Below are 25,836 nucleotides of genomic sequence, written 5' to 3' on the forward strand. Positions count from 1 at the left end.
CATGTCGCGAGATGTGCTCAACCCGCTGACTCATATAAATATCAGCAATGGCAAAAAAACTGTGCTTGAACTGAAATCCTTATCAAAAACCTACAAAACCGGCGACCGGGCACTGACCGACATCAGCTTCTCGGTGCCTGCAGGCCAGGTTGTAGGCCTTATTGGCCCCTCTGGCGCCGGCAAGTCGAGCCTGATCCGGTGTATCAACCGTCTGGTTGAACCCAGCTCCGGCAGCATTTACCTCGGCGAAACAGAACTAACCAAGCTCAGCGGCCGGGCTTTACGCCAAGCTCGCCGGCGTATCGGTATGATTTTTCAGGAATATGCGCTGGTTGAACGCCTTACAGTGATGGAGAACGTGCTATCGGGCCGTCTGGGTTATGTCTCCAGCTGGCGGTCTTTCCTGCGTCGGTACCCGCAGACCGACATAGATCAGGCCTTCAGCTTGCTGGAGCGGGTCGGCCTGGGTGATCACTACAACAAACGGGCAGATGAACTTTCTGGCGGTCAGCGCCAACGAGTAGGTATCGCCCGGGCGCTGGAGCAAAACCCGGAACTTCTGTTGGCCGACGAGCCCACCGCGTCTCTCGACCCAAAAACCTCCCGCCAGATCATGCGCCTGATTCAAGGCGTCTGCCGGGAGAGAAACTTACCAGCCATCATCAACATTCACGATGTGGTGCTGGCGCAAAACTTCGCCGATCGAATCATCGGGTTGCGGGCTGGCCAAGTAGTATTTGACGGCCCACCATCAGCCTTGTCCCATGAGGCACTGACCCGCATTTATGGCGCAGAGGATTGGGACCAGGTCCAACAGAGCAGTGAGTCACAAAACGACGAGTTTCTGTTCAGCAGCGCCAAAGTGCTGGAGCTAACATGACTGGCGCAATCACCTCTTTGAGGACCTGGAAGCGGCCTCCGGTACTACTGAAAGACCCACGATGGCGCTGGACCATTTTGTTAGGGAGTGCGATCTACCTGGTTCTGGCGATCAGCTCAGTGGAGGTCAATTGGTTTCGGGTTTATGAAGGTCTTGAGCGCGGCTGGAAGTTCATTCAAGGGTTTCTATCGCCGGATTTCAACTCCCGCTGGCGGGACATCCAGGCCGGGCTGATCGAAAGCCTGACCATGACTCTTACCTCCACCGTGGCCGGTGTATTGATCTCGGTGCCGATCGGTCTTGGCGCCGCACGCAATCTGGCACCGTTGCCGGTGTATACGATCTGTCGGAGCATTATTACGCTGTCCCGCTCATTCCAGGAAATTATCATTGCGATTCTGCTGGTCGCCATGTTCGGATTCGGGCCCTTTGCCGGGTTCCTTACTCTGACATTTGCCTCAATTGGATTCCTCTCCAAGCTGCTTGCGGAAGACATAGAAGACTGCGACAGCGCCCAAATAGAAGCCATTCGCGCGACCGGCGCAGATTGGTGGCAAGTGATTAACTATGCCGTCCAGTCTCAGGTTATGCCACGGCTGATCGGCCTCTCCTTGTATCGGTTAGACATAAATTTCCGGGAGTCATCGGTCATCGGAATCGTCGGTGCCGGTGGAGTTGGGGCTACTCTCAATACCGCTATTGATCGATACGAATACGATTCGGCTGGCGCCATCCTGATCATCATCATCGCTATTGTATTAGTGGTGGAATACTCATCATCCTACATTCGGCGGTGGGCCCAATGATTGCCAGTACAAACACGAAGACATGGCAGTTCCGCACCCCTAAACAGTACATACTGCGATGGGCTGGCTGGTTCTGGCTAGTGGCTTTGACAGTGTTCTGCTGGAACCTGATGACGGAAGACACCATTTGGGCTTTTGTAGCAGACGCACCCCGACAGGCTTCCGATATCGGTGGCCGCATGCTCCCACCGCGCTGGGGCTATCTCAATCAACTCTGGCAGCCGCTCTGGGATACGCTGAACATCGCAACCCTTGGTACGCTGATCGGAGTGATCATTGCGATACCCGTTGCCTTCCTGGCCGCTGAGAACACAACCCCGAGTCGCCATTTTGTGCGCCCGCTGGCGTTGCTGATCATCGTGACCTCACGCTCGATCAACTCGCTTATTTGGGCCTTGCTGTTGGTGGCAATTATCGGCCCGGGACTGTTGGCTGGCATTATCGCGATCGGTCTGCGCTCCATCGGCTTCGTCGCCAAGTTGCTGTACGAGGCCATCGAAGAGATCGATGAAAGCCAGGTGGAAGCAGTGCGCGCAACAGGTGCCTCTGGAACCCAGGTGATTGACTATGCAATTATCCCGCAGGTTCTGCCGGCATTCTGGGGCATTTCAGTGTTCCGCTGGGACATCAACATTCGCGAATCTACCATTCTCGGGTTGGTAGGTGCCGGTGGCCTGGGCCTGCAACTCCAGTCATCCCTGAGCACCTTAGCCTGGAACCAGGTAACGGTAATATTTCTCGTTATACTGGCGACAGTGGTTGTTTCCGAATGGGTGTCTGCAAAAGTTCGGCAGGCGGTGCTCTAAAGTGGCACTATTGCCAGCAGGAATAGCCTATGACACCTTCACCGCGTTGGGCCTTTGAGGCTTATCAGCGCATTCGCTTTCGGCTTCCAGAGCTGGTTTCAGAATCTGTCACACCACAACAAGTGCCATCTCTGGAGGCTATTAGCGATCGTTTCGACGGCTTTATTTTCGATGCCTTCGGTGTGCTCAATGCAGGCAATAATGCCTTACCTACAGCAGTCGCGCGGTTCCAGGATCTGCAGTCGAAGGGCAAGCACTGTTTAGTCCTTTCCAATGCCGCCTCGGCTCCCCAACAGGAGCTGGTGCGGAAATACCGCAACCTCGGCTTTCCAATTACATCAGACCAACTGATTTCCAGTCGCATGCTGGTGAGCGATGCCCTGCCATCCGAGCCACGACGAACTTGGGCCATTATGGCGCCTACATCGGCGCACGCCGACCAACTGCCCTGCCACGGCTTTGTCATTGGCGATCTAAAGGCAAAACCCAATCGAGAAAGACTCGATAACGCCGATGCCATTTTGATGTTAAGCGCCCAGGGATGGACCCGAGAGCTGCAGCAAGGCCTGGTCCACAGCCTTCTCCTCCGGCCTCGGCCGGTCTGGGTGGCGAACCCCGATCTGGTGGCTCCCCGTGAGAACGGCCTGTCTCTGGAACCGGGGTACTATGCCCACCACCTCATGGACGCCACCGGCGTCGACACGGTGTTTTTCGGAAAACCCTTCAACAATGCCTTTGACGCAGCCAAAAGCAGGCTGTCTCCAATTCCAACTTCCAGATTGCTGATGGTGGGGGATACCTTGCACACAGATATCCTCGGGGGTCGCAATTCAGGGATAAGCACAATGCTCGTAACTGCCCATGGTGCGCTTAAAGGTCTGGATGTGAATGCCTGTATAGCAGCATCGGAGATAGTTCCAGATTTTATTGGGCCTGAAATTTGAGAACCGTTTTACTCCCCCTCCGGGCAATAACCGCCCCTGAAACAATCATCAAACTACCCTTAGCCCCTCAACCTTCCACGCCATGCCTGGCACTGATTCTCCTTTGATTGCCTATCGTCCGAGTGAGTATGAGATCAAGCCTTCCGCCTTCGAAACGTCACAAATACCCAATTGCTTTGAAACAAGTGCTTTGACAGTTGGAACTACAAAGCTTGAGGTAGCTATCAGGTTGGCTGCTACAGAGAACCTTACTAGTAAAAATTCTTGCCAGTATCGTTTTCAGGAAGGCTTTGGGTTGATGTTTAGTTTTGCGAGAGAAAACATTTATACCGGGGCTAGCTATGATTTTGGTAAGTTCGGGCTTGGGGCAGATTACAGTGTTACCGATGATGGCAACACAAATAAAGATACAACCCTGTTCAACGTAGCTGCCACCGTTGACGTGACAAGCACCACCGGCTCAGAAAAATGTCAGCGTTTTCGCAGAAATTGCTGACACAGACAAGGACAACACTGACATGGGTTTCCTTGCAGGTATGCGCTTCAAATTCTAAGTCATTGCCCAATAGCTTGAGAGCTTCACTAAGTAAGGTTTGCTCCAGAAGCTAAAAGGCCGGATGTTGCCCAAGCCACTCGACTTAAGTGTGGTTCGGGTGAATCACAAGCCGAAAAAAAGCGCTATGCCACTGGATTTCCAAGCGGTCTAGCGCTTTTTTTATGAGCTCACAATTTTTCCAGGCAAAACCATCTAGAATTCCGCTTCCGCAACACGCTCACTTCTGACAATGTGAATTCCGCCGGCAGACTTCTTTGCTTTAGCCTTGGCGTCCGCTGCGTTAGCAGCCAAATCTGCAGCAGATCCAAATGACCGACTCTCTGCTATTACGATGCCTGCCGAGAGGGCAACAAGCGGAAAGCGTTTTAGCTGGCCATCACGATCTTCTGCAGTCATTGAGCGGGCCTTGCGCATTGCTGCTGGGTACCGCGACAGGGCCTCCGACTTAAAAAGATTTTGCACTTGCTCGCAGCGCTTTTGGGGTTCAAGTTTACCGCTATACACCACAAAATCATCCCCACCAATGTGACCAACCCAGTCTGTATCTCCATCAAAAACCGCGCATAACTGTCGTGCAAGCGAGAGAATAACCTCATCGCCCTCGCCATACCCCATCACATCATTGAATGGCTTGAAATGGTCAATGTCGAAGTAAATGCAGGCAAAAACTTCGTTTTTCTGAAGCCTGCGCATGGCTTCCTGTTGAATAAGAACATTCCCAGGCAATTGGCTAAGGGGATTGGCATGCTTGGCCTGCTCAACCCAACGCCAGGTCATCATGCGAAGTAGAGAACGCGTTGAACCCAAGCCCATGTATCGACCATTTCTGGTCACAATAAATTTTGCTTGAGATAGTAAAGATCATCCTCCAAAAGCGACTGACTGACGCCCTCTAGAGGCTCATCATGCTCTACTACAAGCGCGTCACGAGCTGTCAAACTATCTACCGGCTTAGCCTCATTGAGCGAGCGCCCATAGGTAGAGCTAAAAACCTCCATTACGCGCCACTTATGGAGCAAACCGAGAGGCCTATCGTTTTCCACTACGGGCAAAGCAAATATTGATGGCGACGACTGCAGAATTTGCCAGGCATGTCCAAGCGACGTATTTGGCGAGAGGGGGGCGATATAGCGCCCCAAATACCCAGCACCGGCGGCGATAGGATCTCCGCTTACGGGTATTGAGTCACCCAGTGCAGACAAATCAGCTGCAGGAAAGGGGTTGGGGCGCCCCAACAAGAATCCTTGGATAAGATGAATACCCATTGATCGAAGTAATGTCAGTTCCGCTAGAGTTTCAACGCCTTCTGCAATCAGCCGGCATCCCAAGCGTTCGCAAAGGTTGATTACCGACCGAACAAACTCCTTCTTTACCAAGTCCCGGTCAACGTCGCGAATGAAGTGCCGATCAATTTTGACAAAGTCCGGCTGAATCTCAGACCAACGCTTTAGCCCTGAATAGCCCGTCCCCAAATCGTCTATCGCAACTCGGAATCCGCGCTTCTTCAGCGCAATGAGCCGGGCTTTGAGCACCGCTGAATCGTCGACCGGATAACGCTCAGACAACTCTATAACGATCTGATCCGGCTTAAGGTCATTCATTGTTAGAAGAGCATGTAAACTATCCTCCGGAAAGGAATTCGGTAACAGCAGTTCTGGCGACACATTCACGAAAACCAGGCGACTGACGCCGTATCGATTACATGTGTGCCCTGCTTGTTTCAAGCAAGCTCGCTCCAAACTAATAACCTGGTCGCACTGCTCTCCTGCTTGGAACAATGCGGGCGCTGCGTGAAGTGGGCTATCAGATGGGCCCCGGCTAAGCACCTCGTAACCAAGAACACTTTTTTCCTGGCAGTCCACAATTGGTTGGAACAACGTGGAGATTAGCTGCTGATCAATAATTCTCTGCAACTCTTGGGTCTGACCGTTCAAAGTCATGCTGGCTTAGGCTCCGTGGATCTGGAAACGAGCAATCAGGGCTCTTAGTGATTCGGACTGTTCACGTAGTTGCTCACTAACCGTCTTTGTGCTGCCAATATGTCGCTCGAGTGACTCAGCGCTTTCTCCCAGCGCAGTCGCACGCCGCCCCACACGGCCAATCTCATCACGCTGAACATCAATCGCTTCGTCGACCTCATTTGAAAAATGATTCAGGTCGTCAAAGGTTTTGTTGAGCGCCACAAGATGAGTTTTAAGCGATGCCAGCGTTTCCCGATTGGAATTGCCCGCCTCCCGGGTATCACCAAGTAGCCCATGAGCGCCATCAACCTGAGCAACCAACTCACCAACCCACTGACGCACCTGGCTGGTAGATTCGCCTGTTCGGCGAGACAGGTTTCGCACTTCGTCTGCAACAACAGCGAAGCCCCTCCCCTGCTCGCCAGCGCGAGCCGCTTCGATGGCTGCGTTCAAAGCCAGCAAGTTCGTCTGTTCGGCAATGTCAGCAATCACGCTGATGACCTGTTCAATTTTTTCGCTGGATCCTCGAAGCGCCTCAATTGCTTCCGCCACACGATTGATTACCTCGACCGCATGTTCAGCGGCCTGCTCACTCTCACGCAACTTAATCTGAACATCATCATTGCCTTTGACGGCACCAGTAACCTGCGCGCGGGAAAACTGTGCCGACCCTTCAATCTGGCTGGCGCTTTCAGTAATGGCACCCATTGATGAAACTACATCATGGATCTGCCGGTTGTTTTGCTGTGATGAAGCCTGAACTGCGTCAGCCTGTGCATCCAGATTGGCAGAACGCTGCTGCAAGGCAGTAGCGGCGTCGGTGACCTCTTTTACAAACACAGTGAACTTGGCAATCAATCCATTGATTGCCAATGCAACGGCCGTTACTTCATCGCGTCCTGAAATCGGCAGTGGTGTGGAAAGATCCGATGTCGCCTCCATAATCCTGAGGCGTTCAGCGATCAACTGAAGCCTGGTAGTCACAGTCCGGCGGAGCCAATAGGTCAGAAGCAAGGCTCCCAGCAATACGAAGAGCGAGCCTGCGAGCAACAAGTATTGTTTCTGTTCGAGGAATGCGATCAGGGATACTGACCCTGCATGAGCCTGCTGACGGCCCACCGAGCGTTGGGCATCAATTTCTGCAAGCATGGGATCAAGCGCCTGATGCAACTGAAAATCGACAACTTTCCCGGCGGAATAGTAGCTCGCTTGATCAATGGGTTCTTTCAGCGCTACAAGAAGATCCAAAACCACCTGATGCGCCCCCATGTTCTCATTTGCCCAGTTCTGCAAGCGAGGGTTCTCAAGCGCGGACTGCCATTGCGTTTTTATTGCGGCGGAAGCTTCCTCAAACTGTTCGTTGATCTCATTCCACAACAAAAGCTGAGCTTTTATCTTGTATGCCAGGTCTTTGAATTGACGGTGGCTACGATCAAGATCCGTCAGCAGCCAAACATCCGACATTTGCTCCCGTACAAGGCTATCTGTTGCCTCCTGGGCTTCTCCCACCACTGACACCGAAAGCCATGCCAGACCAGAAAGCGCAATCAAACAAAATCCGGAAAACACCAGCAATCGCTGACGGACGGTAAGACTCATAACGTGAACTGCCTCTCAAAATGTTCATGACGAGCCTAGACCGCAATGATGACAGTTTTGCTACAAAACACCTTAACCTAACCGAGTTCGGTACCACTTTCGTTACTGTCATGGAGTGAACTTTGGCAATCGGATGCGCCCTTTTTTTCGCACAATATCACTAGCCCTTCACTGACTTGCTGGTGAAGTAGTTGGGCTAAGGCGGCGGGACTGCCACTGGCAGAAACTGCCAGCGTTGGGTGGAACAAAACATCCACTCGCACCGCAGGCTTTTTCAACAAGCGGCATAGGTGCGCAACAAAATCATCATCACCCGTGAAAGGCACCAACCAGTCGGGTTGCCCATCCCGGTGGTAAGCAATCGTTATCGCCTGCACCGGGCACTGGGCCTCGATTGCTGCCCCGAGCATGTGCGGGTGAAACCGTTTCACGCTTTCACCGGTGGTTGTCGTTCCTTCGGGAAACACCATGACTGAACTCTCGCCTTCCAAAGAAGAGACCAGCTTTTGTCGTACCTTAGCGGAATCCCCCGCCCCCCTCTGCACAAAAATCGTACCGACTTCACGTGCAATCCAGCCAATGAGAGGCCAGGAAGCCACCTCGCGCTTGGCTAGAAATCGTAAAGGAAGGCCCGCGGCCAGAATGGGGATATCGGTCCAAGAAACATGATTGCACACACGCAATGCCGGGCCCTCCATCGCCAAGCCATGAGTCTGGATGCGCATGCCCAGCAGGCGGCACAAAACAACCGAGTAACCCTTCACCAGCATGGCTCGATCGATTCGTTGCCTGCTACAAAATTCAAAGATTCGAACCGATACAAGGGTTGCCATACTGAGCAACAAAAAGACTAAAAACGCACTGAGGCGGCTGAAGAACCGAATACTCTCGACAATCCGCTCCAGTTTGCTCAAGCGATCCTGGCCTCCAGGTTGTAGCGCCGCACATAACGGGCAGCCAGGTTATCCACCCTCAACAGCACCAGCAGATCTGCACAACGGAAAGCAGGGTCCCAGCAGGGATCACCACACACCTCGGCACCCAAACGCATATAACTGCGGATCAGCGGTGGAATCACAACTTTGTCTGTTTGTGTGCACTGGTTGGCAAGGTGGGGCAAGGTGCGCTTAGGCGTGACTCGGAATTCCTCTGCGGCAAGGTATTCCTGTTGAACTTGCTGGGTGATTCGCCAGGCCTTGTGACCGCCGTCGAGCATACTGATGCTGGCGCAGCCCAGCAGGTAGTCGATGCCTTGCTGAACCAGATACTGTGCCACCTCTGACCACAGCATACTTAACGCCGCCCCCGAGCGGAAATCACTGCGAATACAGGTTCGGCCAAGCTCCGCAAACACGCCGGAATTCTGTTTCAGGCGATCGAGATCGAATTCATCTTCCGAATAGAAACCACCAATTTTTGCGGCTACCTCACCGTGCAGAAGCCGCGTGGTTGCCACCACCTCGCCCTTTTGGTTCATTACCACGAAATGTTCGCACCAAGGGTCAAAGCGGTCCTCGTCAATGCCGGTATCCGTCTCTATATCTGCGTCATATTCGCTGGTGAATACCTCATACCTTAGCTGCTGGGCCGCAACAATCTGGGCCGGCTCCGTTGCTATACCGGAGGTAAGCTTTCGGCTGCTACTGGATACTCTGGACTGATCTTGCATTCTCTAACCCCTTCCTCTGGCGGATTCGCAGACCGCTGACCTACAGCAGGCCGATATACACCGAGATTGAAGCCTGAGTTTTACAACCAGATGAAGAATTTACGATGAAGCGATGACAGTTCAGTCAGTGCCCGCCTGAACGGATTAATCGACTGGAAAGTAAGTATTCAATTGCTCGATCAGCCACGAGGAGTCATCCAGTGGCAGGTCATGCCCAGCACCAGAGTGCAGCTCCAAGGGGCACCCAAGCGACTTAGCCAGATCCCGACTGCAACGCCAATCTGTCAGGCGATCGCGATAGCTGGCCAACACAAGGGTTGGCATGCCTGGAAGCTTTTGTGGTGGTTTATAACGGGAGGCTGCATAGAGTTGGCGAATTACGTCGCCCCTCCGCACCGGGCGCTCACGCTGAATCGCCTGCCATTGCTGTGCAACCTCACCACGAATGGGGCGATTACTCGTAAGGGCCAGAATGGCGCGTTCCCGCGCATCACTGTCGGCTTGTGTCAGCATACGCATAACAGGCACCCATTGAGTGGGGCGCATTCGCCGCCAAGGAGAGCAAAGTCTGGAGCTGGAGGAAATCAGCACCAGACTCGCGCAATCTTCAGGCCGATTGAGCGCCCAATCCAGCGCCACCATACCTCCGAGAGACAGTCCAATCAGCCCTAGCGGACGTGGCAGCCGGCGAGTCGCCCGATCAGCGAACTGGCGAGCCTCCGCAATGGAGGTGGGCGAGCGAAAATCCCGAGCTAGCCCGGTGCCAGGTAGGTCAACTGTATGGAATCTATCCTCCGGGCGTGCCCGTCGAAGCTGCTCGGGCCAGTCACCCCAATGAGCACTTTCCCTTGCCAACCCTCGGATTAACAACCAATCCATTACAGATTCTCGCCCTTGCTGTACCAATGCGTTCTGGCAGCAGCCCGCAGCCACTCACCTTCAGAAGGGGTGGGCAGCCAGCTGTCGTAATTCGCGCTTGCGTTGAGCAGGAAATCAAACAACAGCATATGGCTGCGAAGAACCCGGTGATGACGATGAGTCACCAGAGGATTGAACAGCCCTTCCCGACTGAACAACTGGCGGGGACGCTTACGCAACCAGCGCCACGAGCCCATCTCAAGCGTCAGCGGAAGCCAAGGGGCGCTAGCCTCACGATTATGGCGTTTATAAAAGTAGTCCCACAAATCACCATGGGTAACGTAATGCTCCGATTGCGGCTCGAACTGATAGTCGTGATGGGGGTAGGCTTGTTCCCAAAGCAGCTTCAGCGCCATAACAGACGAGATGTTACGCATTGGACGGCGCCGGTAGGCGTAGGGAAACCAGATCTGGTCACGCCAGCCGAAGCCTGAGTGGCAATCGAGCGACACGCTGAATGGCCGGCCGGGCAACACCTCTTCGATAATACTCTGCAAAGCCAGGTTCTCAGGCTCCATCCCCTGGTCGAGCTTGCCTCTGTACCATGGTAGCAACGGTGATAGTCGCTGCCCGCCCACCAAAAAGGTACTCGGGCTCTGGGCCGAAATGGGCGCATTACGCATAAGGTCCACACCAGCAGGATTGCTGCGTCGGCTCAGATACATACCGCCGGGATTGAGCATGGGCACAACCACCAACCGTACCTGCTGCAGAAGTTCAGCCAGATGCTCATCCCAGCGCAGCCTGTTGGCCAGGTTTTCCAGCCAGGCCATAACCACCTGGGTGCCAATGCGTTCCAACCCGTGCACGCCACCCAGTAACAGCAATGCAGGACGGTCCGCTGGCGCATCGCCGATATCGACACGGTAAATTGGCAGCTCAAACGAGTCCACCGGAATGCTCGCACTCACCCGAACTGAAAACTGCTCCGGTGATTCAGCGAGGATACGCTCCAACTCAATAAGTTCAGGTAATCGTCGGCGCAACTGCTGCCGCTGCTGTCCATCACGCTGGCTCTGTTGTTCCGGCACCACCTTGACGTGGGTGAGGTCGCAAAGTTCAGTCATGGCTTCACCTTATCTAGGCCACCGAGGCTTGAGCGTATGCCCGTTCTGGATATTCAAGCCCCAGATCCGAAAGAAACTGCCTCATGATAGGCTCCGCCAGGAATCGGCCTGCTCGTTTGCGGGCATTTTCAGCCATACCAGCCCGAACTTCCGGCTCGTTGAAGAAATCCGCGATCGCCGCCACCATGCCGTCGATATCTTCAACCAGGTATCCACTCTGTTCGTGCTCAATGACGTCTTTTGGCCCTTTGCAGCTATAGGCCACTGCTGGCATACCATGGGCCAAAGCCTCAAGCACAACATTGCCGAACGTATCGAAGCGTGAGGGAAATACAAACAGATCCAATCCCAGATAAAGCGACGCCAGTTGCTCTCGGGTTTGCCAGCCCATAAAGATCGCATCAGGCATTGCTCTTTGCAGCTCTGCGCTGGCAGGACCGGACCCGGCAATCACGATTTTGAGATGCGGCACCAGTAAGCGCGCTTCCGATACAATCTCCGGCAGATCAAAGATGCCTTTCTCACGACTCAGCCGACACGCAATAAGCAGCACAGGCGTTTTATCATTCGCGCCGGGAATCAAGTCCGACTTGTGCACTGGTTGAACTGTAAGGTCTCGCGGGGAAGTGTGATGGGCGGTGAGGAACACTTTTTCTGCCGGCATCTGCATTTCATAGCCGGTCAGCCATTCCTTGTGTTCACGATTAAGCACAAAGATGCCGTCAAACCGGCTATAAAGCGCACGCATCAGGCGACGAATCCGGTCTCGTTCGTATTGGTTCAGGCTGGTGGTGTGAGCAATGAAGTCGACCCAGTCCGTGTGCATGAAAAAGTAGCTGGGCACATTGAACATCTGTTGCAGGAACAGGCCAACAAGTGCCATCGGCCCTTCAGTAGAACAGACAATACGATCGTAGCCCCCTTCATAGAAAATTCGAGCAATTTCCATTACATCCGGAACCTGCAGGGATTGCTCACCAAAGGGGCGCAGGTCAATATCAGCAATAGGCTGCACGACATGCAGATGCGGCTCAGGCACTGCTAGCGGGTGGCAGATCAGATAATCGATCGGGAGGTTCGTGCGCTTGATTTCCTTCAGTTTACCGCTCAGCGAAGTCGATACTCCGTTCTTGTCGAACAGAGTATCAGTGAGATGCAGTGCTCGCCGGGAATGCTCATTTTTACCAAGTTCCCGGGCAAACCGGTTCAGGAGGTCGCGGTTCTGATAAAGCACACGAGTGGAGACCAAAGTCGACCCTGCCAATACGATGCTGACCAGCATTGGGAAAGACAGGCTATCCAACGCCTCGGCCAGGTTAACGTTACTCATATTGTCCTGGCGTTTACCATCACCTAGAAACAAGGATGTTAGTTGACTCGGAATCTCAAGTTGGCGGGTGAGCTCTTCAGTGGAGATTTCCTTTAAACTGAGCCCCTGATGCTTATCCAGCGCTTTGTGAATCCGCGTTGCGATGAGCCTGTTCAGATGGTTGAACAGCTCGCCGATGCTGTCATTTACGGTATCAACGAACTCTTCAGGTCGGTTGCGCTTGGCATCGGCAATCTTCTCCAGTTGGGCTACGCAGAATTTAAAATCTTTCGCCGCCTGCCACCTCAAGAAGCGCGCGGGCTTTTTGCCCTGGAGCGCGTCGTGAATAAATGAGAAGAATTTCATGGTTTTCTTGTGCTTTTGCATTTCCAGAAACAGGTTGGCAGAGATAAAACAGCCCGCCTTGTCCCACGTTGACCCCCGATGAAGCAGGATGCGTAACAACCCAGGATCCTTGAGCTTAGTCGCTACTTGGGAAAAATAGTCCAGCAGAGCAATGTTGAGTTTCTGGTTCTCGCCGACCGTTCCAAACGGCGCAACCTGACCATTGCGCAGTGCTTCCAAGGCAAGATCTGAGGCTGCTTCGGTTTTAAGGCGTTTTTGAAGATCTGGCACGTAAAGCTGCGAGCCGCAAAGCCCGGCAAAAAGACCGGAGTGATCGTCGGAGCCGCCCGTTAACACTTTCGGCAGATCAGGGTCTACACCGAACTCGGCTGGGTTCAAGTTGTGCTTACGTGCATACATGCGAATGCGATCCGGTGTCAGGCTCTGCGCCCAGTTCAGGGTCAAAACGCTCTGCCACAAATCCCGCTGACCATTCAGCACCTCGAAGCGCCAGAACATAACAGCGAGCTTTTCGAACAAGCACAAATCAATCCGGTCATTACGGCTATACAGATAAAGCGGGTGCGGCAAAATCACCGGTATGTCATAAAGAGCTGCATAGCGAAGGAACTCATAAATATTCTGGCGCTTCTCATTGAGAACCGATTCCTGTTCCCGGGTAAAACCATAGGCGAGCACGTGAACGAATAAGTCGTACTCCGGGAAGAAACAGGTAAATTCGCACCCAACCAAAACATCAACGCCTTTGTCCTGAAGCTCCCAACACGTTCGGGCATTATTGTGATTAGTAACCGTAATCACAGAGCAGCCGTTCTGCTTCAGAACCTTCACCAGTTTTTTGGTTTTCAGCCACGTTTCCGGCAGCCGCAATATCCGGCCCCAGAGTTCATCGGGCACGTCGCTATTATGGTCGTGGCAGTGAAAATCGATGCGCAGGCAATTCTCGGAATCGAAGCGCTGTGCCTGATGCGCCATGAAGCTATCAAATTCGTTTCTCAGACCCCGACGAAAACCGGGCTCGCCGCTGCCATGCAATCGAACTGACATACTTAATCCACCTCGCTTGAGTGTTGATCCCGCCCCGTTGCCTGACTGACTCCTCTCGCCCGGGTGTATGGCACTGTAAGAATGGAATGCAAATTGGTGATCTGAAGCAGAAGGCTTCGCTTTGCAGCCGCAACCTAAACATAACGGAACCACATGAAGCCCATGTGTCAGCATTCCTACAGATGCATGACAAACCAAGCCTTGAACTGCTTGATCGCTAGCTCTAGACCTTTTCGATTGCTAACCCAACTCATTCAGGGGTTCCGTATTAAAACGGTAACCACGCGTTAACAATCTGACTATAGAGTGCCCCGCTGCATTGACTCCAAGGGGGAGACACTCCATGAAACGAAGAGACTTTATCACTCAGGCAAGCGCAGCAGGGCTCTCGCTCGGGTTGCTGTCTGCGTGTGGTGGCGGATCAAGCGGATCCATCCCGGACACCAACGCATCGAATAACACCAGCCAGCCTCCAGGCAATACCCTGGACAACATTCGAGACCACATGCCTGACTACAACGGCCCAACCCCATTTATTCATGGCGTTGCCAGTGGTGACCCTCTGGCCTATCAGGTCATTCTCTGGACTCGGATTACAGCAGAAGGCCTGGATGAGATCCCTGTTATTGCGGAAGTCTCGGAAACGCCCGACTTCAGTGCACTGGTTTATGAAGGAATCGGCTACGCCCGATCCAGCTCGGATTACACGGTAAAAATTGACGCCCACCTTCCACGGGCAGGAACGACCTATTACTACCGTTTCGAGTCGCTAGGGCAACTGTCGACGGTGGGCCGCACTCGAACCACGCCGGCACCCAGTGAGCAGATGGATCACCTGCGACTGGCTGTCGTTTCCTGCTCCAACTACCCTTACGGCTACTTTAATGCCTACCGAAGAGTCGCCTATCGCCCAGACCTTGACGCGGTCATCCATTTGGGCGACTACATCTACGAGTACGCTCAAGGTGAGTACTCCGACAAGAACCTGACAGAAGAGCGACCGATCGACCCACCCCACGAGATTGTCTCTCTTGAGGACTATCGTCGTCGCTACGCGTGTTATCGCACTGACGGAGATCTGCAGGAGTGCCACAGGCAACACCCGTTTATTTGCGTCTGGGACGACCACGAGATCACTAACGACTCATGGCAAGGCGGCGCCGAGAACCATAACCCAGAAAAGGGTGAAGGCGACTATCTGGAACGCAAAAGAGCGGCGGTCAAAGCCTACTTCGAATGGATGCCTATTCGTCGCGTGGACCCCGACAACGAGATCCGCATCTATCGCCACTTCGAGTTCGGGCAACTACTCTCGCTGATGATGCTGGACACCCGCCTGATCGGACGCAGTGAACAGGTATCCATACCATCACAAGCCCGAGATCCTGACAGACAACTTCTTGGCCATGAACAGGAAAAATGGCTATTTAACCAACTCCAAACTTCCCACAGCCGGGGCGCTAGTTGGCACGTAATCGGTCAACAAGTCATGCTCTCTCCCCTCACGCTAGGAACACTGCCAGACAATCCCAACTGGCATATTGGCGGCGGTGCCCAGCTCAACTACGACCAGTGGGATGGGTATGAAGTCAGCCGGAAAAACCTGCTAGGACGCTTGGAAGCCATGGGGCTTAACAACGCCGTTGTACTTACCGGTGACATCCACAGTTCTTGGGCCATGGATGTTGCTATGGACCCCGGCAATCTATTGTCTTACAACCGGTTTACTGGCGAGGGCTCGTTGGCGGTCGAGTTTGTCACACCCGCAGTCACCTCGCCGGCAGCTCCCACCAAAGGTCTGTCAGACCTTGCGGCCGCCGCCCTGATTCCTCTGAACCGACATCTTAAGTGGGTCGACCTTTACCACCGCGGCTATATGGTCCTGGACGTAACCCCTGAGCGCTGCAAAGCCGACTGGTTCCATCTCGAAACCGTGTCTGAGCCAAGCAACCAGGAGCACTTCGCCCGCTCCTACCTGACGAAAGACGGCGGCAATCACGTGGAGCGCGCGAATGCTCCCAGCGCACCTAAGCTGCACGCCCCGGCCCTCGCACCCGCCGCCTCACAGACCAAGGAGATCCTCTGATGAGCGTTGATCGCAGAAAGTTTTTGAAAAATTTCCTGGTTGGGGCCGCAACGATCCCGACACTGACCGCCTGTGGTGGCAGCAGTGATAGCAACAACACGAATGGAGGAGGTAACACCTCCCCCGAGTTACCGGGAGGCCAGGATGGTACGCCAACCGAGAAACTTCAGTTTTTGGTTGTGGGGGACACAGGGACAGGCACACAAGGGCAATACCACGTGGCGGCAGCCATGGAAAAGGTGGCCAAGGCTCAAGGCGCGCAATTTATACTCGGCGCCGGAGACAACATCTACGAGGAAGGAGTGACATCGGTTGATGACCCTCGATTCCTGGATAGCTTTGAATACCCCTACCAGAACCTAGATCTGCCGTTCTACATGTGCCTCGGAAACCACGACTGCGCCAGCACAATTTTTGGTGGTGGCAGCGACAATAAGCGCGGTGATTATCAAGTTGACTACCACTACAGCACCAACCGGTACTCCAATAAGTGGAACATGCCGGCCCGCTTCTATAACGAGATATTTGGAAATCAAACTAGCGGTGCCCCATTCCTGGAGCTATTTGTTGTGGACTCCAACCCCTTGACGAGCTTTTACATCGACAGGGATGAAAATTTCAATTGGCAGAACTACGGCTACCCACAACAGATGTGGATGAAGGAGACAGTAGAATCCTCACAAGCTCACTGGAAGATCGCCATGTCTCACGTTCCCTACAAATCCAACGGCAAACATGGCAATGCCGGAAATCTCGACGAGGGCACAAGGATTCTATTCAACAACCCGGATGCGGATGGGCTGAGATATAAGACGTTTCTGGAAGACGCCTTCGCCCATAAAGTCGACATGCTGTTCACCGGCCACGATCATTCAATGCAGTGGATCAAGCCGGTACCGGAGTTCGGGCGTGCACACATCATCGTTTCAGGAGCCGGCGGCAAAACCGACACCCTGAAAGAACCTGAGAGGAACCCCACGTTCTATCAGATGGAAGAAATGCTGGGGTTTGTCCGGATTGAACTGACCAAATCCACCATGAAGGTTGAATTCTACGTTGTGGACCCTGATACCGGGGATTACCGTGTCGGATTCGCTCGGGAAACCACAAAACCGATAACCACCGAGGTTCTGGCTCCGGAGCCGGAGCTGGCCTGACGGCCTTTGTGCCCGCTGAGAAACTCAGGGTTGCGGGCACAGAGGAATTTCGAGGTTCAAAACGAAAAAGGCAAATCAGTAAGTTACTGATTTGCCTTTTAATATGGTAGCGGGGGCAGGATTCGAAGGTTATGAGAATGACGCACAGCGTCCACGAAATATGTTCTTAATAGCCATTAATTGACCAAAATCCACATGTTAACTATGATTTTAATAATTAGAGGGCGCAGACGAGAAGACGATTAATGACCAATGACAACATTCGTGCTGGGCACAAAGTGTCAGAAGGAAGCTCGAACAAAGTGACCGTAAGGCTAAAAACTAGCATAACGGAATTACGGAGCTGGGCCAAGCGAGAAGACTTAGCCGAAGCGTTTGACATAATAGCGCAAACATTTGGGCAAACAGAAGCTTTCACTGTCATTGGGAACTTGAGCCAAGAGCTTTCCCACCCTGAATCCACTGTGGTTTTAAACGATTGGGCAGACAACCCTATCGTTACCATGCTATCCAAAATTCACACTACCTATCAAAGTTCCACACACGTTAGTACCCATTATCCGCCCCTCTCACATAGCGGAAACACCACTCAAACGGCCAGCACGCTCAGGCAACTGGGAGCCGATATCGCTAAAAGACATTTTTTACTTTATCTGATCGTAACCCCCCTATCGGGTGGATGTTCAGATCACGAATATCTGTTGCGGCGAAAGCTGCGAGTCTGGTTAATCATTCAGGCGGTGACTCGGTCTGCATATCACCAGTGCCCGCACGACACGAACATACAGAAAGTTGCAGGATACATCACCAAAGATATCCACGACGCGAACTGGGAAATAGTTGATGCCCTGCTCGATCGCACTGAACAGTTATTGCCTCGATCGTCTTCTCCTTATCAGTATTTTTCGATTGCTTTGGAGCAAGCTGCCCTTGAAGTAAAACAACGTGATTTCGGACTCGGCCCGACACGATTCCTAAATGCCACTATTGATATTACGAGAGGGCATTGCTCCCCAATAAAACCTGAATTAGAAACAACGACCGTATTGACAAGCTTTAGCCAGGCACGCACCAAACAAAGACCTCCTCCGTTTCTACAAAGCAATAACACAATATACGAGGAAATCGAGCTCCGCCCAGAAAATTCAGTATTCCACGACGATGATCAAGCAGCAATCGTTCATGACGTTGACCCAGCTGCGACTCCGGCTCAACAGAGGCTCACTGGACAAAGCATTCTTATACAGAACGCTGAACTCTCTCACTACTTGCCATGGAGCTGGGGTAGAGCGCTTCCGCCAGAAACAAGTGATCTCGAGACCTGGATCGAAAACGGCCTTGCTTCAACAGAAGAAGAGCAGCAGCTTGGAGCGGCAATTGTTTGGTTAGCGAAACATTTATCCCGATCGCTCGCATTCCTGATGGAGGTCACAATCAGTGACTCACCAAGCTCCGAATGGACGCTCTCAACAGACTTCAGCTCTATTCAGAGACAACCTCCAAGACGCCACGACGCCTGGTTTCCCAAGAGCAAAGCTGAGCAGGCGTCTATTGCCCCTTTTGTAGATACTCTATCTGTAAAGCTGCCACTTCCTATTCAAACCGCCCTGAGCTCTGCTTTTGTAAAAGCTGAAAAGCAGACTCCGGATTTACACGAACTCTGGCACGTTATTATTCCGGAAAAACCAGAAAGCTGGTTCAGTGAGCAGGCTCGCAAACACTTTCCTCGCCTTTCAAGTGGCAAGCTTGCAAACGTTCAGCCGCAAAAGACATTCGAATTGAGCGCCGACCACTCTCTGGCGCGCTTAATTTCAGCGCACCCACGCACCGCACTCCCGGCGGCATGTGGCTATTCAAACTGGGATATTGAAAAAGTTGAGTCAGGATTCGGTTTATCACTCAATACACAAACGAACGAGCGCCAGCAAAATGCCAGCTTACTGGGCAGTTTACTTGTTCCTCTGGAGTCAATGCTAGTTGAGCAAATCAGGCGCGCTACCGAAGCAATCAACGCCAATCCAATTGAAGGCAGCATCTATTACCACAACACGCTCACCCACTACACCGTCATGGCCTTGTATGCTGCAACTGGCTGCCGTTATTTATCAGATCCGTTCGAGTCAGCATCGCACTTCTGCTCCTCTCTGCCCTCTGTTTTCATTAACGATAAGAATGATGGAGGCGTTCACAGCGGCCGCTTGGTGCCGCTACCGAATCGTGCGGTTTCAATTGTGAAAGCGTATAAAAAGCACTTGGTCCACCTTGCGGAGGCAGCAGAGCCTGTTCGTCCAGATCTAGCGCAGAGTATTCGAGACCTACCGTCCGGTAAGTCTACCGCACTGCCTTTTTTCTTCCTTTTAGACAGTCACTGTCGATGGCATTCAGTGACGGAGCAGGAGCTTCCGGGCAACTCGCTGTTCGACTGGCCATTGCCCCCCAACCTATTCCGCCACGGGTATGCGCAGCAGCTTGCCGTAGCCGGAGTGGATGCAGAAGTAATTGAAGGTTGGATGGGGCACGCAGAGCGCGGTGCGGCCAGTTATGGTGATGTTTCGCCGCGGTGCTGGGCCGATGATTTTTATAATTACCGAAGCTCTGTTAATACCGTCTTCGATCGCCTCGGCTTTGAAGTGCCATCCAGTGTTGGTCGATTGCCAGAAATACAGAGTCCTGCGTCTAAACACTTCTCTTACCGCGAGCCGTCAAGGTTTGGCCAAAACAGGCGCGCTGACAATCGTCGCATTGCCATAAAACGCGCCATTAATGACGCCAAAAAAGACCTGAACTTTTTAGCGGGCAACAAGCCAATCGATGAGCTTGAGACTGATCAGATTCAACAGATGGTCAATTTGATGATATTGCGCGAAAACGGGCTTCCCCACCCACAGGCCGCAATCCGTTTATCTGTCTTAACTAAACAGCTGGAAGCTTCTGAGAACCCGAAAAAAAGACACGTTCGAAAGCGCATGGCAATGATCAAGAATGAGCGCTCTTTGGTCTCTGTCCATTGCCCTAGGGCAATGGATCTAATGCCAGACCTAATGAAATGGTCTGACCAAATCAAACGGGAAATATACAAATCAAAGCTCTCAAAATTCGAATCGCTTGCAATAGCGACCATGTGTCTAGCCATTGATAAAAGGCTTACATACGCACGCTTGCTAAACGATGTGATCCAAGGGAAAAACTACCGTCTCATACAGCACAAGAAGTTGATCTTTCTAGAATACAGTGAGCGCTTAGACGAGGATGCCGACAACTTTTTTATTCCCGTTCAACGCCATCAAATCGACTACAAAACGGCCAGTTTGTTGAGCCATGGCCGCAGGATCAAAACTACCATCGATCTATGCAAAGCCAATTACCCGAAGCGATTGCATCCATTAGCAAACGTGCTTCAACGCTTTCACCCAAATAAAGAGCCTGGTACAAACACAGCGACACTAGGCTGGCTTATGCCGGAACTACAACGCGTAGTATCACAAGCAAACCTGGCCCAACTGCCAGGTGTTGTTGCAGGGGCTCTCAGTGAACGAAGGCCGCCAACAAGCCTGTATATTTACGACTATTTGAGGCTGCGCGAAGGCGTTCGGTACCAGCTCCCAACTCCAATAGCAGACTCAGCACCGTTCAGGGGGCTTAAGCCATTTTTAGCTCCGACATTGGGCAAAGGCCCTGCCAATAACGAGCGGCTTTTCCAAAATGCGAAAGCCTTTTTCCAAGGCATGCGCCAACTACTGGATTGCTATACCAAGCCTACAGCAAAACAAACAGCTAAAAACCTGGAAACATTTTGCCAGGCAAAAATGACGGCGGTGAGCCCGGCAGTCCTCCTAGTTGGTTACTGGTTAGTTCACCTAATTCGAGCTGGCAAGGGCCGCAAAGAGACACGCCACAACCCCTATGCGGCGAGCTCGCCGCATCGATACCTCAGCGCTCTGGCTGAGGCATTTCAAGGGCTTGCTTTTAATGTTGACCTAACCAAACTCGATGAAGATGAAGCAACAGAGCTTTGTTCTGACATGCTTACATTTACTCGAACAAAGCAAACGGATGTTGCGTACTTTGCAGCGCGGTTACAGGAGTTCTTCCGCTGGGCTGGGGAACAAGGAATTGCAGAACCTTTGTGGGATGATCTGGATTTAGGGGACTCATCGCGGACGGTTAAACCCGGGCTTTTCACTGAGTGCGAATATTTACAATCCATGGAACTGATACAGAAACGACCTTCGGAACATCCAGACCATCCTTTACTGATCAGCTTTGTTCTCCTGCTCGGTTTTCGCTTTGGGCTCAGATCCAGCGAAGCCATCGGTCTTATGCGGCAGGACTGGTGCGAATCAGGCAATCTTGTTTGGATTCTGGTCAGAAATAACAAGTATCGTGAGCTCAAGCGTCCGAGCAGCCGAAGGGCCATCCCGCTACTCTTTGAGTTAACGGATGCTGAACAACAGCTAGTGGATTCCGTGTTAGGACGCTACGAGGCCATCGCCGCCCGGAAAAACAACCTTCCCATTCTCTGTCAGGTGGTCAAGGGGAAGCCGACCATTACGCCCCTACGTAGCGTTATACCCTCGGCCATCGCGAGTGTATTAAAAGAAGTGACAGGCAGCTCAAAAACCTCTCTGCATGATGCCAGGCACTCATTTTATAATCGGCTCGCTCCCGAACTTGAGGGCTATGAGACACCTGCTACCAAGCGCCTGAATGCAAATATAGATTCTGATTCAGTTAGAGAGGTTATCCTTGGAGCAACACGCACTGTATCTCGACGAAGCACCATGGCTTTGGCGAGAACCATGGGTCATAGTACTCCTCATACGGGCATACGATCCTATGACCACCTGATGACAGACTGGGCCGACGCACTAACGCCGGTGACCAGTTCTCGAACGCATCGCCTGCAAAACGCAATCAACACTGCGGATTGGCCGATACAGAAGCCATTACTGCCTTCCTCAGACAAACCACTCCTATGCCGAAACCTGCCGTCTCCAGAAACAACTGTCGCAGCGCTTCGACTTATGTCTCTGGGCTATAACACCGAACGCATTGAGACGCGTATGAGGTTAGAGCCTGGATCGACAGACCTCCTGGACAAGCTCGTGGAGCGAACTAATCGTAAATTACGATTCAGAGTGCTGGACGCGGAAACGGAAAAACCGGTTTGGATCTATGGCGCGGAAAAACCACGCCTGCTTTTGAAAAAAATCAATGACGGTGCCTGGACTCGTTTTATTGAGCAGGCTCAAAACTTCGCCAAAGCGGATGATCTGGATTTGGAAAACAGCCTACCATGCGCGTCCGAAATGCCAGACCTGGTCGGCCGAAATGGGCACATTCTTGTGGCTAACCCTGACGAATGCCAACTGGTAAAACTGATGCTAGAGACATTCCATATTCCTGAAGCTCAGTACCGCATTATTGCTCGCGCAGACGATCCTGATACGACTGAACTCCTAACAGATTACGGTTGGAAGGTGTCTCAGAGCGCAGGGCATCAGCTCGACTCACATCAGGTTGGGTTCAAAAGCGCCCAATACCGCGGAGCGTCATCTGGCGGCCTGATTTTCAATCAGGCCGCTGTGGGCTGTGTCAGGAATCGGTATGAGCTGGTTTTAGCGCTACTGATCACGGCGGCAGCTTACTGCCTGCGTTAAAGGAGGGCACATCTTTATCTTCGCATACATAGAGATTTTAAGTTATTGAGGTGTTAGCCCAAAATTCTCTTCACCCTTGGTATCAGCTGGCGCTAACTCGACAGAGTTCAGTCGCCATTGATCTTTTTTACCCGTGGCACTTGTGATCCGGCAACCGCGATATCTGACCCGAGAGCGTTCTAGGCGTGCCCGCGCCAATATGTCGTAGACCTCTGTGTGGCGGCATTGAAAACTGATTTTTGTCGTCTCTGAGTCTGCCCCATCAATGATTTTCAGAAAAGCCAGATTAGAAAACTCATCGTACCCGGCCGACCATGCCAAACCATCTAGAACTTCCGTCACGGCTTCCCCACTAGCAACATGTGGCAGTTGACCACTAACGGCCAATCCGGCGTCATCGTCCAAACTGCTATAAACTGCAAACTCGCTAGTAATTCGTTTCCCTGAATTTTTCACCGAAAATACATGGCACTCCTCTGATAACAGAGCCAACTCTCCTTCAGTTAAGTGATGCGTCAACGATTCATGAAACATCGACGACTGAGCAGTAATCTCACTGGTGATAAACACCATTGCCGCCCTAAATTTACTGATTTTTCTCTCGTTGACTCCTGCCCCCTGCAAACTGAAAACAGTAAATAGCGGGAAGCCCGTTTCCTTGCTCGGATCCAGGTAGAGCGAAGTCGTTACGACCAACTTTTTTTCCTTACCAAAGTGACGAGCCAAAGCATTCAGCGTATTGCTAACAAAATCCTCATAGCTGCGCTGTTTAGGGTCGGCGGCTAACTCGCACCCCTTCGTTTTGACCAGTTTTCCTACCAACTCCATACGGGGCGGTATTGACGGTCGGATAATCCCTACCGCCTCCTTTAAGAAGCTGCCATCGCTCACTATTACCTGTCGGTCTGCAAGTTCATGTTCCATAAATACGGCCTCAAAATAACATTTCAAAATGGCAAGCTCACCTAACATCACCGAGTGATCCTGGATAGCTGGCTACCATTCATCCCAGGTCCATTTTTTCAGGGTTTAGCAGCCGAGTTGTGCATGAAAGCGGCCCTTTTCAGGCACTGTTTGTGGTGTGTTAGGCTGATGCCATAATCCGCAAGGACGGAATCTGGCTGACTCCACAACGCTGTAAACAAGAAATTAAAAAGGTGACGAGAACGCAGATCTGCCCCAAAAAGCAGAGAGCACTGGCGTCAGATGATTTGCCGGATATGTTCGGAGGGGGCGGAAAGCCGGTTTGGTTAGAATGTCGATATGGCCGGGAAGGCCGAACTCTCGAAGAGTTGCAACAACCATGGGAAGGTTGTGTTTCTGTACTATGCCCCGCAAAACTCTGGCTGTAAATGCGGTATTATTTCAGCTTGGGACGCAGCTCACACCGCCAGCCCAGACCACTGCACTGATCATCCACGCATTCATTGAGGCCAATCTACGGTCGTTGCTGCAGGTAAACACGTGCAAGCTCTGCGACCCGCCCAACTTCGCCACTCCGAACCAGATCCATCGGGGTATCATTGGTAAACTCTGGTTCATACCGTACCAATAAAAAGCGTATGCGTTCCATAGCTGACCAGCCCGGTGTTTCGCCCAAAAAATCCAAAAGGCCCGGAATCACGCAGCGCTTTTTGTCATCGAACTGGAAACGGGGAAATTGCAAAACATTTGAGGAGGTTCGAAAGCCAAGCATCTGGACATTTCCCAGCCTTTCTAGCACCGTCTTTTCAGAAACCCCCAAAAAAACCGCCACCTCAGAAATAGAAAGGGTTCCTCCCGAGGTTTCAATCAATTTCATAAAACGAGCTGCCCCCTTAGAGATCATTAACCCCTTCTCCTCGTTCCATTTCAATCTCACGAAACCACTCTGCAAAATAAACGATTGAACATTCAGTCTACCCCGCGGCAGCATAGCGACTTGTCCTCAAGAATAGCAGCTCCCGCATTTATTTCGAGGAATCCAAATTTCCTTCTCCCAGCCTAGCTATGCAGTTGTAGCATGACTATTTCAGAGAGAGTTTTGGTGCAGCGGAATAGACACCGTGGGTTATGTAGACACGATGGCAACGACAAACAAAACGGAAAGCAGCCTGAACGCACTCCGATTTCCGGAACCTGCCCCGCTCAAAAAACATCAAATATTTGCCCCCACACCACTTGCAGATAATAAACCTCATGAGATGGTCATAGCCAACACACCAAATATCAGGAGCCAGGCTATGAATCACAACTACGTATCTATTTCATTCCCGCGACAGAAAGTGAAGCTGTCGGACTGGGAAATTTCGCAGATAAAAGAGGCTGTCGACAATCAAACCGCTCACATCAAAAAGCTCATAGTCAGAGCGGTCGCGGCGATAAATCAAGGTGCCTCCCCGCCAGCGAAAGCTGCTATGAAGCCAATACAAAATCTGCAGGGTGCGCATCTGCCGGAGGGCTGGGTTGCCCCTGACTTAACCTACGAACTCGAAGAACTGTTCAAATACACTCAGAGTTCCAGTGAACCTGCTGCAGCACAGGATTCCCTGGATGAGTTAAAAGCGATTTTTTGGTGTATCGATCTTAGCGGTTCCGGTGGAGAAGCAATTGTCCAAGAGTTGAACGCCAGCCTAGACCGGCTTGTTGAACTATCAGATAACGGGCTCTGCCACGCCATAGCTGGTCATTGGGTTATGGGCTCTATCGAGCCTGACGATCATGACGACAGCTCGAACCATGAATTCTGGCAACTCATACACCAGATGGCGGCACTCCCATTAGAGGTGCGCCAATTAATGAGCATTGGGCTCCCGGACGGTGACGCACTGCATGTTAGGCCGCCAGCCAGCTTCTACCTATCCTTGCACTAGCCTTGGTTGCCAGCCAACTGTTTCTCTGGGGCGGCAGAGAATTTAGAGCCATTAGCAGTGCGATATACTCAATGCTAGGAGACGTATTTGGAGAAGCACTTTGAGGTATGTTTGTATTTATGACACCCACATTCCTAGTCTGGGCATTCAGGC

Annotated in this window: 19 protein-coding genes; 9 read left to right on the forward strand and 10 right to left on the reverse strand. The window is 52.2% G+C overall.

Annotation, left to right across the window (positions count from 1 at the left end):
- Position 1: 1 nt before the first annotated feature.
- The 5 genes from phnC to AADB16_RS13715 all read left to right on the forward strand — a co-directional run bounded on the left by phnC (position 2) and on the right by AADB16_RS13715 (position 3,932).
- Complete coding sequence (gene phnC / locus AADB16_RS13695) at positions 2–880, forward strand: phosphonate ABC transporter ATP-binding protein (RefSeq protein WP_410804021.1); 879 nt, start codon at positions 2–4, stop codon at positions 878–880.
- Positions 877–1,686, forward strand: a complete 810-nt coding sequence (phnE, locus tag AADB16_RS13700) for a phosphonate ABC transporter, permease protein PhnE (protein WP_410804022.1) — start codon at positions 877–879, stop codon at positions 1,684–1,686. Before phnC ends, phnE (AADB16_RS13700) begins: the two co-directional genes overlap by 4 nt.
- Positions 1,683–2,492: a phosphonate ABC transporter, permease protein PhnE gene (gene phnE, locus AADB16_RS13705; protein ID WP_410804024.1), complete on the forward strand. Its 810-nt coding sequence runs from the start codon at positions 1,683–1,685 to the stop codon at positions 2,490–2,492. Before phnE (AADB16_RS13700) ends, phnE (AADB16_RS13705) begins: the two co-directional genes overlap by 4 nt.
- 29 nt (positions 2,493–2,521) lie before the next feature.
- Entirely contained in the window at positions 2,522–3,436 is a 915-nt protein-coding gene (locus AADB16_RS13710; protein ID WP_410804026.1) for an HAD-IIA family hydrolase, read from the forward strand.
- A 103-nt stretch (positions 3,437–3,539) separates the two neighbouring features.
- Positions 3,540–3,932 (forward strand): hypothetical protein, encoded by a 393-nt coding sequence (locus AADB16_RS13715; RefSeq protein ID WP_410804028.1) that lies wholly within the window; start codon positions 3,540–3,542, stop codon positions 3,930–3,932.
- A 252-nt stretch (positions 3,933–4,184) separates the two neighbouring features.
- Here AADB16_RS13715 and AADB16_RS13720 read toward each other — a convergent pair whose 3' ends face one another.
- From AADB16_RS13720 to AADB16_RS13755, 8 genes are all read right to left on the reverse strand, one after another.
- On the reverse strand, positions 4,185–4,826 hold the full coding sequence (locus AADB16_RS13720) for a diguanylate cyclase domain-containing protein (RefSeq protein ID WP_410804030.1): 642 nt from the start codon (positions 4,824–4,826) through the stop codon (positions 4,185–4,187).
- Positions 4,823–5,932: an EAL domain-containing protein gene (locus AADB16_RS13725; RefSeq protein ID WP_410804032.1), complete on the reverse strand. Its 1,110-nt coding sequence runs from the start codon at positions 5,930–5,932 to the stop codon at positions 4,823–4,825. Before AADB16_RS13725 ends, AADB16_RS13720 begins: the two co-directional genes overlap by 4 nt.
- A 6-nt stretch (positions 5,933–5,938) precedes the next feature.
- Positions 5,939–7,552: a methyl-accepting chemotaxis protein gene (locus AADB16_RS13730; protein ID WP_410804034.1), complete on the reverse strand. Its 1,614-nt coding sequence runs from the start codon at positions 7,550–7,552 to the stop codon at positions 5,939–5,941.
- Positions 7,553–7,629: 77 nt separating this feature from the next.
- Positions 7,630–8,466 carry a lysophospholipid acyltransferase family protein gene (locus tag AADB16_RS13735; RefSeq protein ID WP_410804036.1) on the reverse strand — a complete coding sequence of 279 codons (837 nt, stop codon included), beginning with the start codon at positions 8,464–8,466 and terminating at the stop codon, positions 7,630–7,632.
- A complete protein-coding gene (locus tag AADB16_RS13740) occupies positions 8,463–9,221 on the reverse strand; it encodes a GNAT family N-acetyltransferase (protein ID WP_410804038.1) in 759 nt (252 codons plus the stop codon). The genes AADB16_RS13735 and AADB16_RS13740 overlap by 4 nt, the downstream gene beginning before the upstream one ends.
- A 144-nt stretch (positions 9,222–9,365) precedes the next feature.
- Positions 9,366–10,100 (reverse strand): alpha/beta fold hydrolase, encoded by a 735-nt coding sequence (locus AADB16_RS13745; RefSeq protein WP_410804040.1) that lies wholly within the window; start codon positions 10,098–10,100, stop codon positions 9,366–9,368.
- Positions 10,100–11,206, reverse strand: a complete 1,107-nt coding sequence (locus AADB16_RS13750; RefSeq protein ID WP_410804041.1) for a M14 family zinc carboxypeptidase — start codon at positions 11,204–11,206, stop codon at positions 10,100–10,102. The genes AADB16_RS13745 and AADB16_RS13750 overlap by 1 nt, the downstream gene beginning before the upstream one ends.
- A gap of 13 nt (positions 11,207–11,219) precedes the next feature.
- Entirely contained in the window at positions 11,220–13,928 is a 2,709-nt protein-coding gene (locus AADB16_RS13755; protein WP_410804043.1) for a glycosyltransferase, read from the reverse strand.
- 343 nt (positions 13,929–14,271) lie between these two features.
- Between AADB16_RS13755 and AADB16_RS13760 the strand changes: the two genes are divergently transcribed.
- From AADB16_RS13760 to AADB16_RS13770, 3 genes are all read left to right on the forward strand, one after another.
- The gene (locus AADB16_RS13760; protein WP_410804045.1) at positions 14,272–16,014 is read left to right on the forward strand and encodes an alkaline phosphatase D family protein; all 1,743 of its coding nucleotides are present in this window, start codon (positions 14,272–14,274) and stop codon (positions 16,012–16,014) included.
- Complete coding sequence (locus AADB16_RS13765; protein ID WP_410804047.1) at positions 16,014–17,171, forward strand: metallophosphoesterase; 1,158 nt, start codon at positions 16,014–16,016, stop codon at positions 17,169–17,171. The genes AADB16_RS13760 and AADB16_RS13765 overlap by 1 nt, the downstream gene beginning before the upstream one ends.
- Before the next feature lie 245 nt (positions 17,172–17,416).
- Positions 17,417–22,831 (forward strand): hypothetical protein, encoded by a 5,415-nt coding sequence (locus tag AADB16_RS13770; RefSeq protein WP_410804049.1) that lies wholly within the window; start codon positions 17,417–17,419, stop codon positions 22,829–22,831.
- A gap of 42 nt (positions 22,832–22,873) precedes the next feature.
- Here the strand turns inward: AADB16_RS13770 and AADB16_RS13775 are convergent, their stop codons facing one another.
- The gene (locus tag AADB16_RS13775; protein ID WP_410804051.1) at positions 22,874–23,803 is read right to left on the reverse strand and encodes a hypothetical protein; all 930 of its coding nucleotides are present in this window, start codon (positions 23,801–23,803) and stop codon (positions 22,874–22,876) included.
- A gap of 466 nt (positions 23,804–24,269) precedes the next feature.
- On the reverse strand, positions 24,270–24,659 hold the full coding sequence (locus tag AADB16_RS13780; RefSeq protein WP_410804053.1) for a hypothetical protein: 390 nt from the start codon (positions 24,657–24,659) through the stop codon (positions 24,270–24,272).
- A gap of 217 nt (positions 24,660–24,876) precedes the next feature.
- Between AADB16_RS13780 and AADB16_RS13785 the strand changes: the two genes are divergently transcribed.
- On the forward strand, positions 24,877–25,683 hold the full coding sequence (locus AADB16_RS13785; RefSeq protein WP_410804055.1) for a hypothetical protein: 807 nt from the start codon (positions 24,877–24,879) through the stop codon (positions 25,681–25,683).
- Positions 25,684–25,836 lie beyond the last annotated feature (153 nt).

Source organism: Marinobacter sp. KMM 10035 (assembly GCF_046537445.1).
Lineage (GTDB): Bacteria > Pseudomonadota > Gammaproteobacteria > Pseudomonadales > Oleiphilaceae > Marinobacter > Marinobacter sediminicola.

Bases quoted from the DNA above. Each gene is read 5' to 3' on its own strand.
- phnC (WP_410804021.1), top strand. From the start codon at position 2: ATGTCGCGAGATGTGCTCAACCCGCTGACTCATATAAATATCAGCAAT.
- phnE (WP_410804022.1), top strand. From the start codon at position 877: ATGACTGGCGCAATCACCTCTTTGAGGACCTGGAAGCGGCCTCCGGTA.
- phnE (WP_410804024.1), top strand. From the start codon at position 1,683: ATGATTGCCAGTACAAACACGAAGACATGGCAGTTCCGCACCCCTAAA.
- AADB16_RS13710 (WP_410804026.1), top strand. From the start codon at position 2,522: ATGACACCTTCACCGCGTTGGGCCTTTGAGGCTTATCAGCGCATTCGC.
- AADB16_RS13725 (WP_410804032.1), bottom strand. From the start codon at position 5,932: ATGACTTTGAACGGTCAGACCCAAGAGTTGCAGAGAATTATTGATCAG.
- AADB16_RS13730 (WP_410804034.1), bottom strand. From the start codon at position 7,552: ATGAGTCTTACCGTCCGTCAGCGATTGCTGGTGTTTTCCGGATTTTGT.
- AADB16_RS13740 (WP_410804038.1), bottom strand. From the start codon at position 9,221: ATGCAAGATCAGTCCAGAGTATCCAGTAGCAGCCGAAAGCTTACCTCC.
- AADB16_RS13745 (WP_410804040.1), bottom strand. From the start codon at position 10,100: ATGGATTGGTTGTTAATCCGAGGGTTGGCAAGGGAAAGTGCTCATTGG.
- AADB16_RS13750 (WP_410804041.1), bottom strand. From the start codon at position 11,206: ATGACTGAACTTTGCGACCTCACCCACGTCAAGGTGGTGCCGGAACAA.
- AADB16_RS13755 (WP_410804043.1), bottom strand. From the start codon at position 13,928: ATGTCAGTTCGATTGCATGGCAGCGGCGAGCCCGGTTTTCGTCGGGGT.
- AADB16_RS13760 (WP_410804045.1), top strand. From the start codon at position 14,272: ATGAAACGAAGAGACTTTATCACTCAGGCAAGCGCAGCAGGGCTCTCG.
- AADB16_RS13765 (WP_410804047.1), top strand. From the start codon at position 16,014: ATGAGCGTTGATCGCAGAAAGTTTTTGAAAAATTTCCTGGTTGGGGCC.
- AADB16_RS13770 (WP_410804049.1), top strand. From the start codon at position 17,417: ATGACCAATGACAACATTCGTGCTGGGCACAAAGTGTCAGAAGGAAGC.
- AADB16_RS13775 (WP_410804051.1), bottom strand. From the start codon at position 23,803: ATGTTAGGTGAGCTTGCCATTTTGAAATGTTATTTTGAGGCCGTATTT.
- AADB16_RS13780 (WP_410804053.1), bottom strand. From the start codon at position 24,659: ATGATCTCTAAGGGGGCAGCTCGTTTTATGAAATTGATTGAAACCTCG.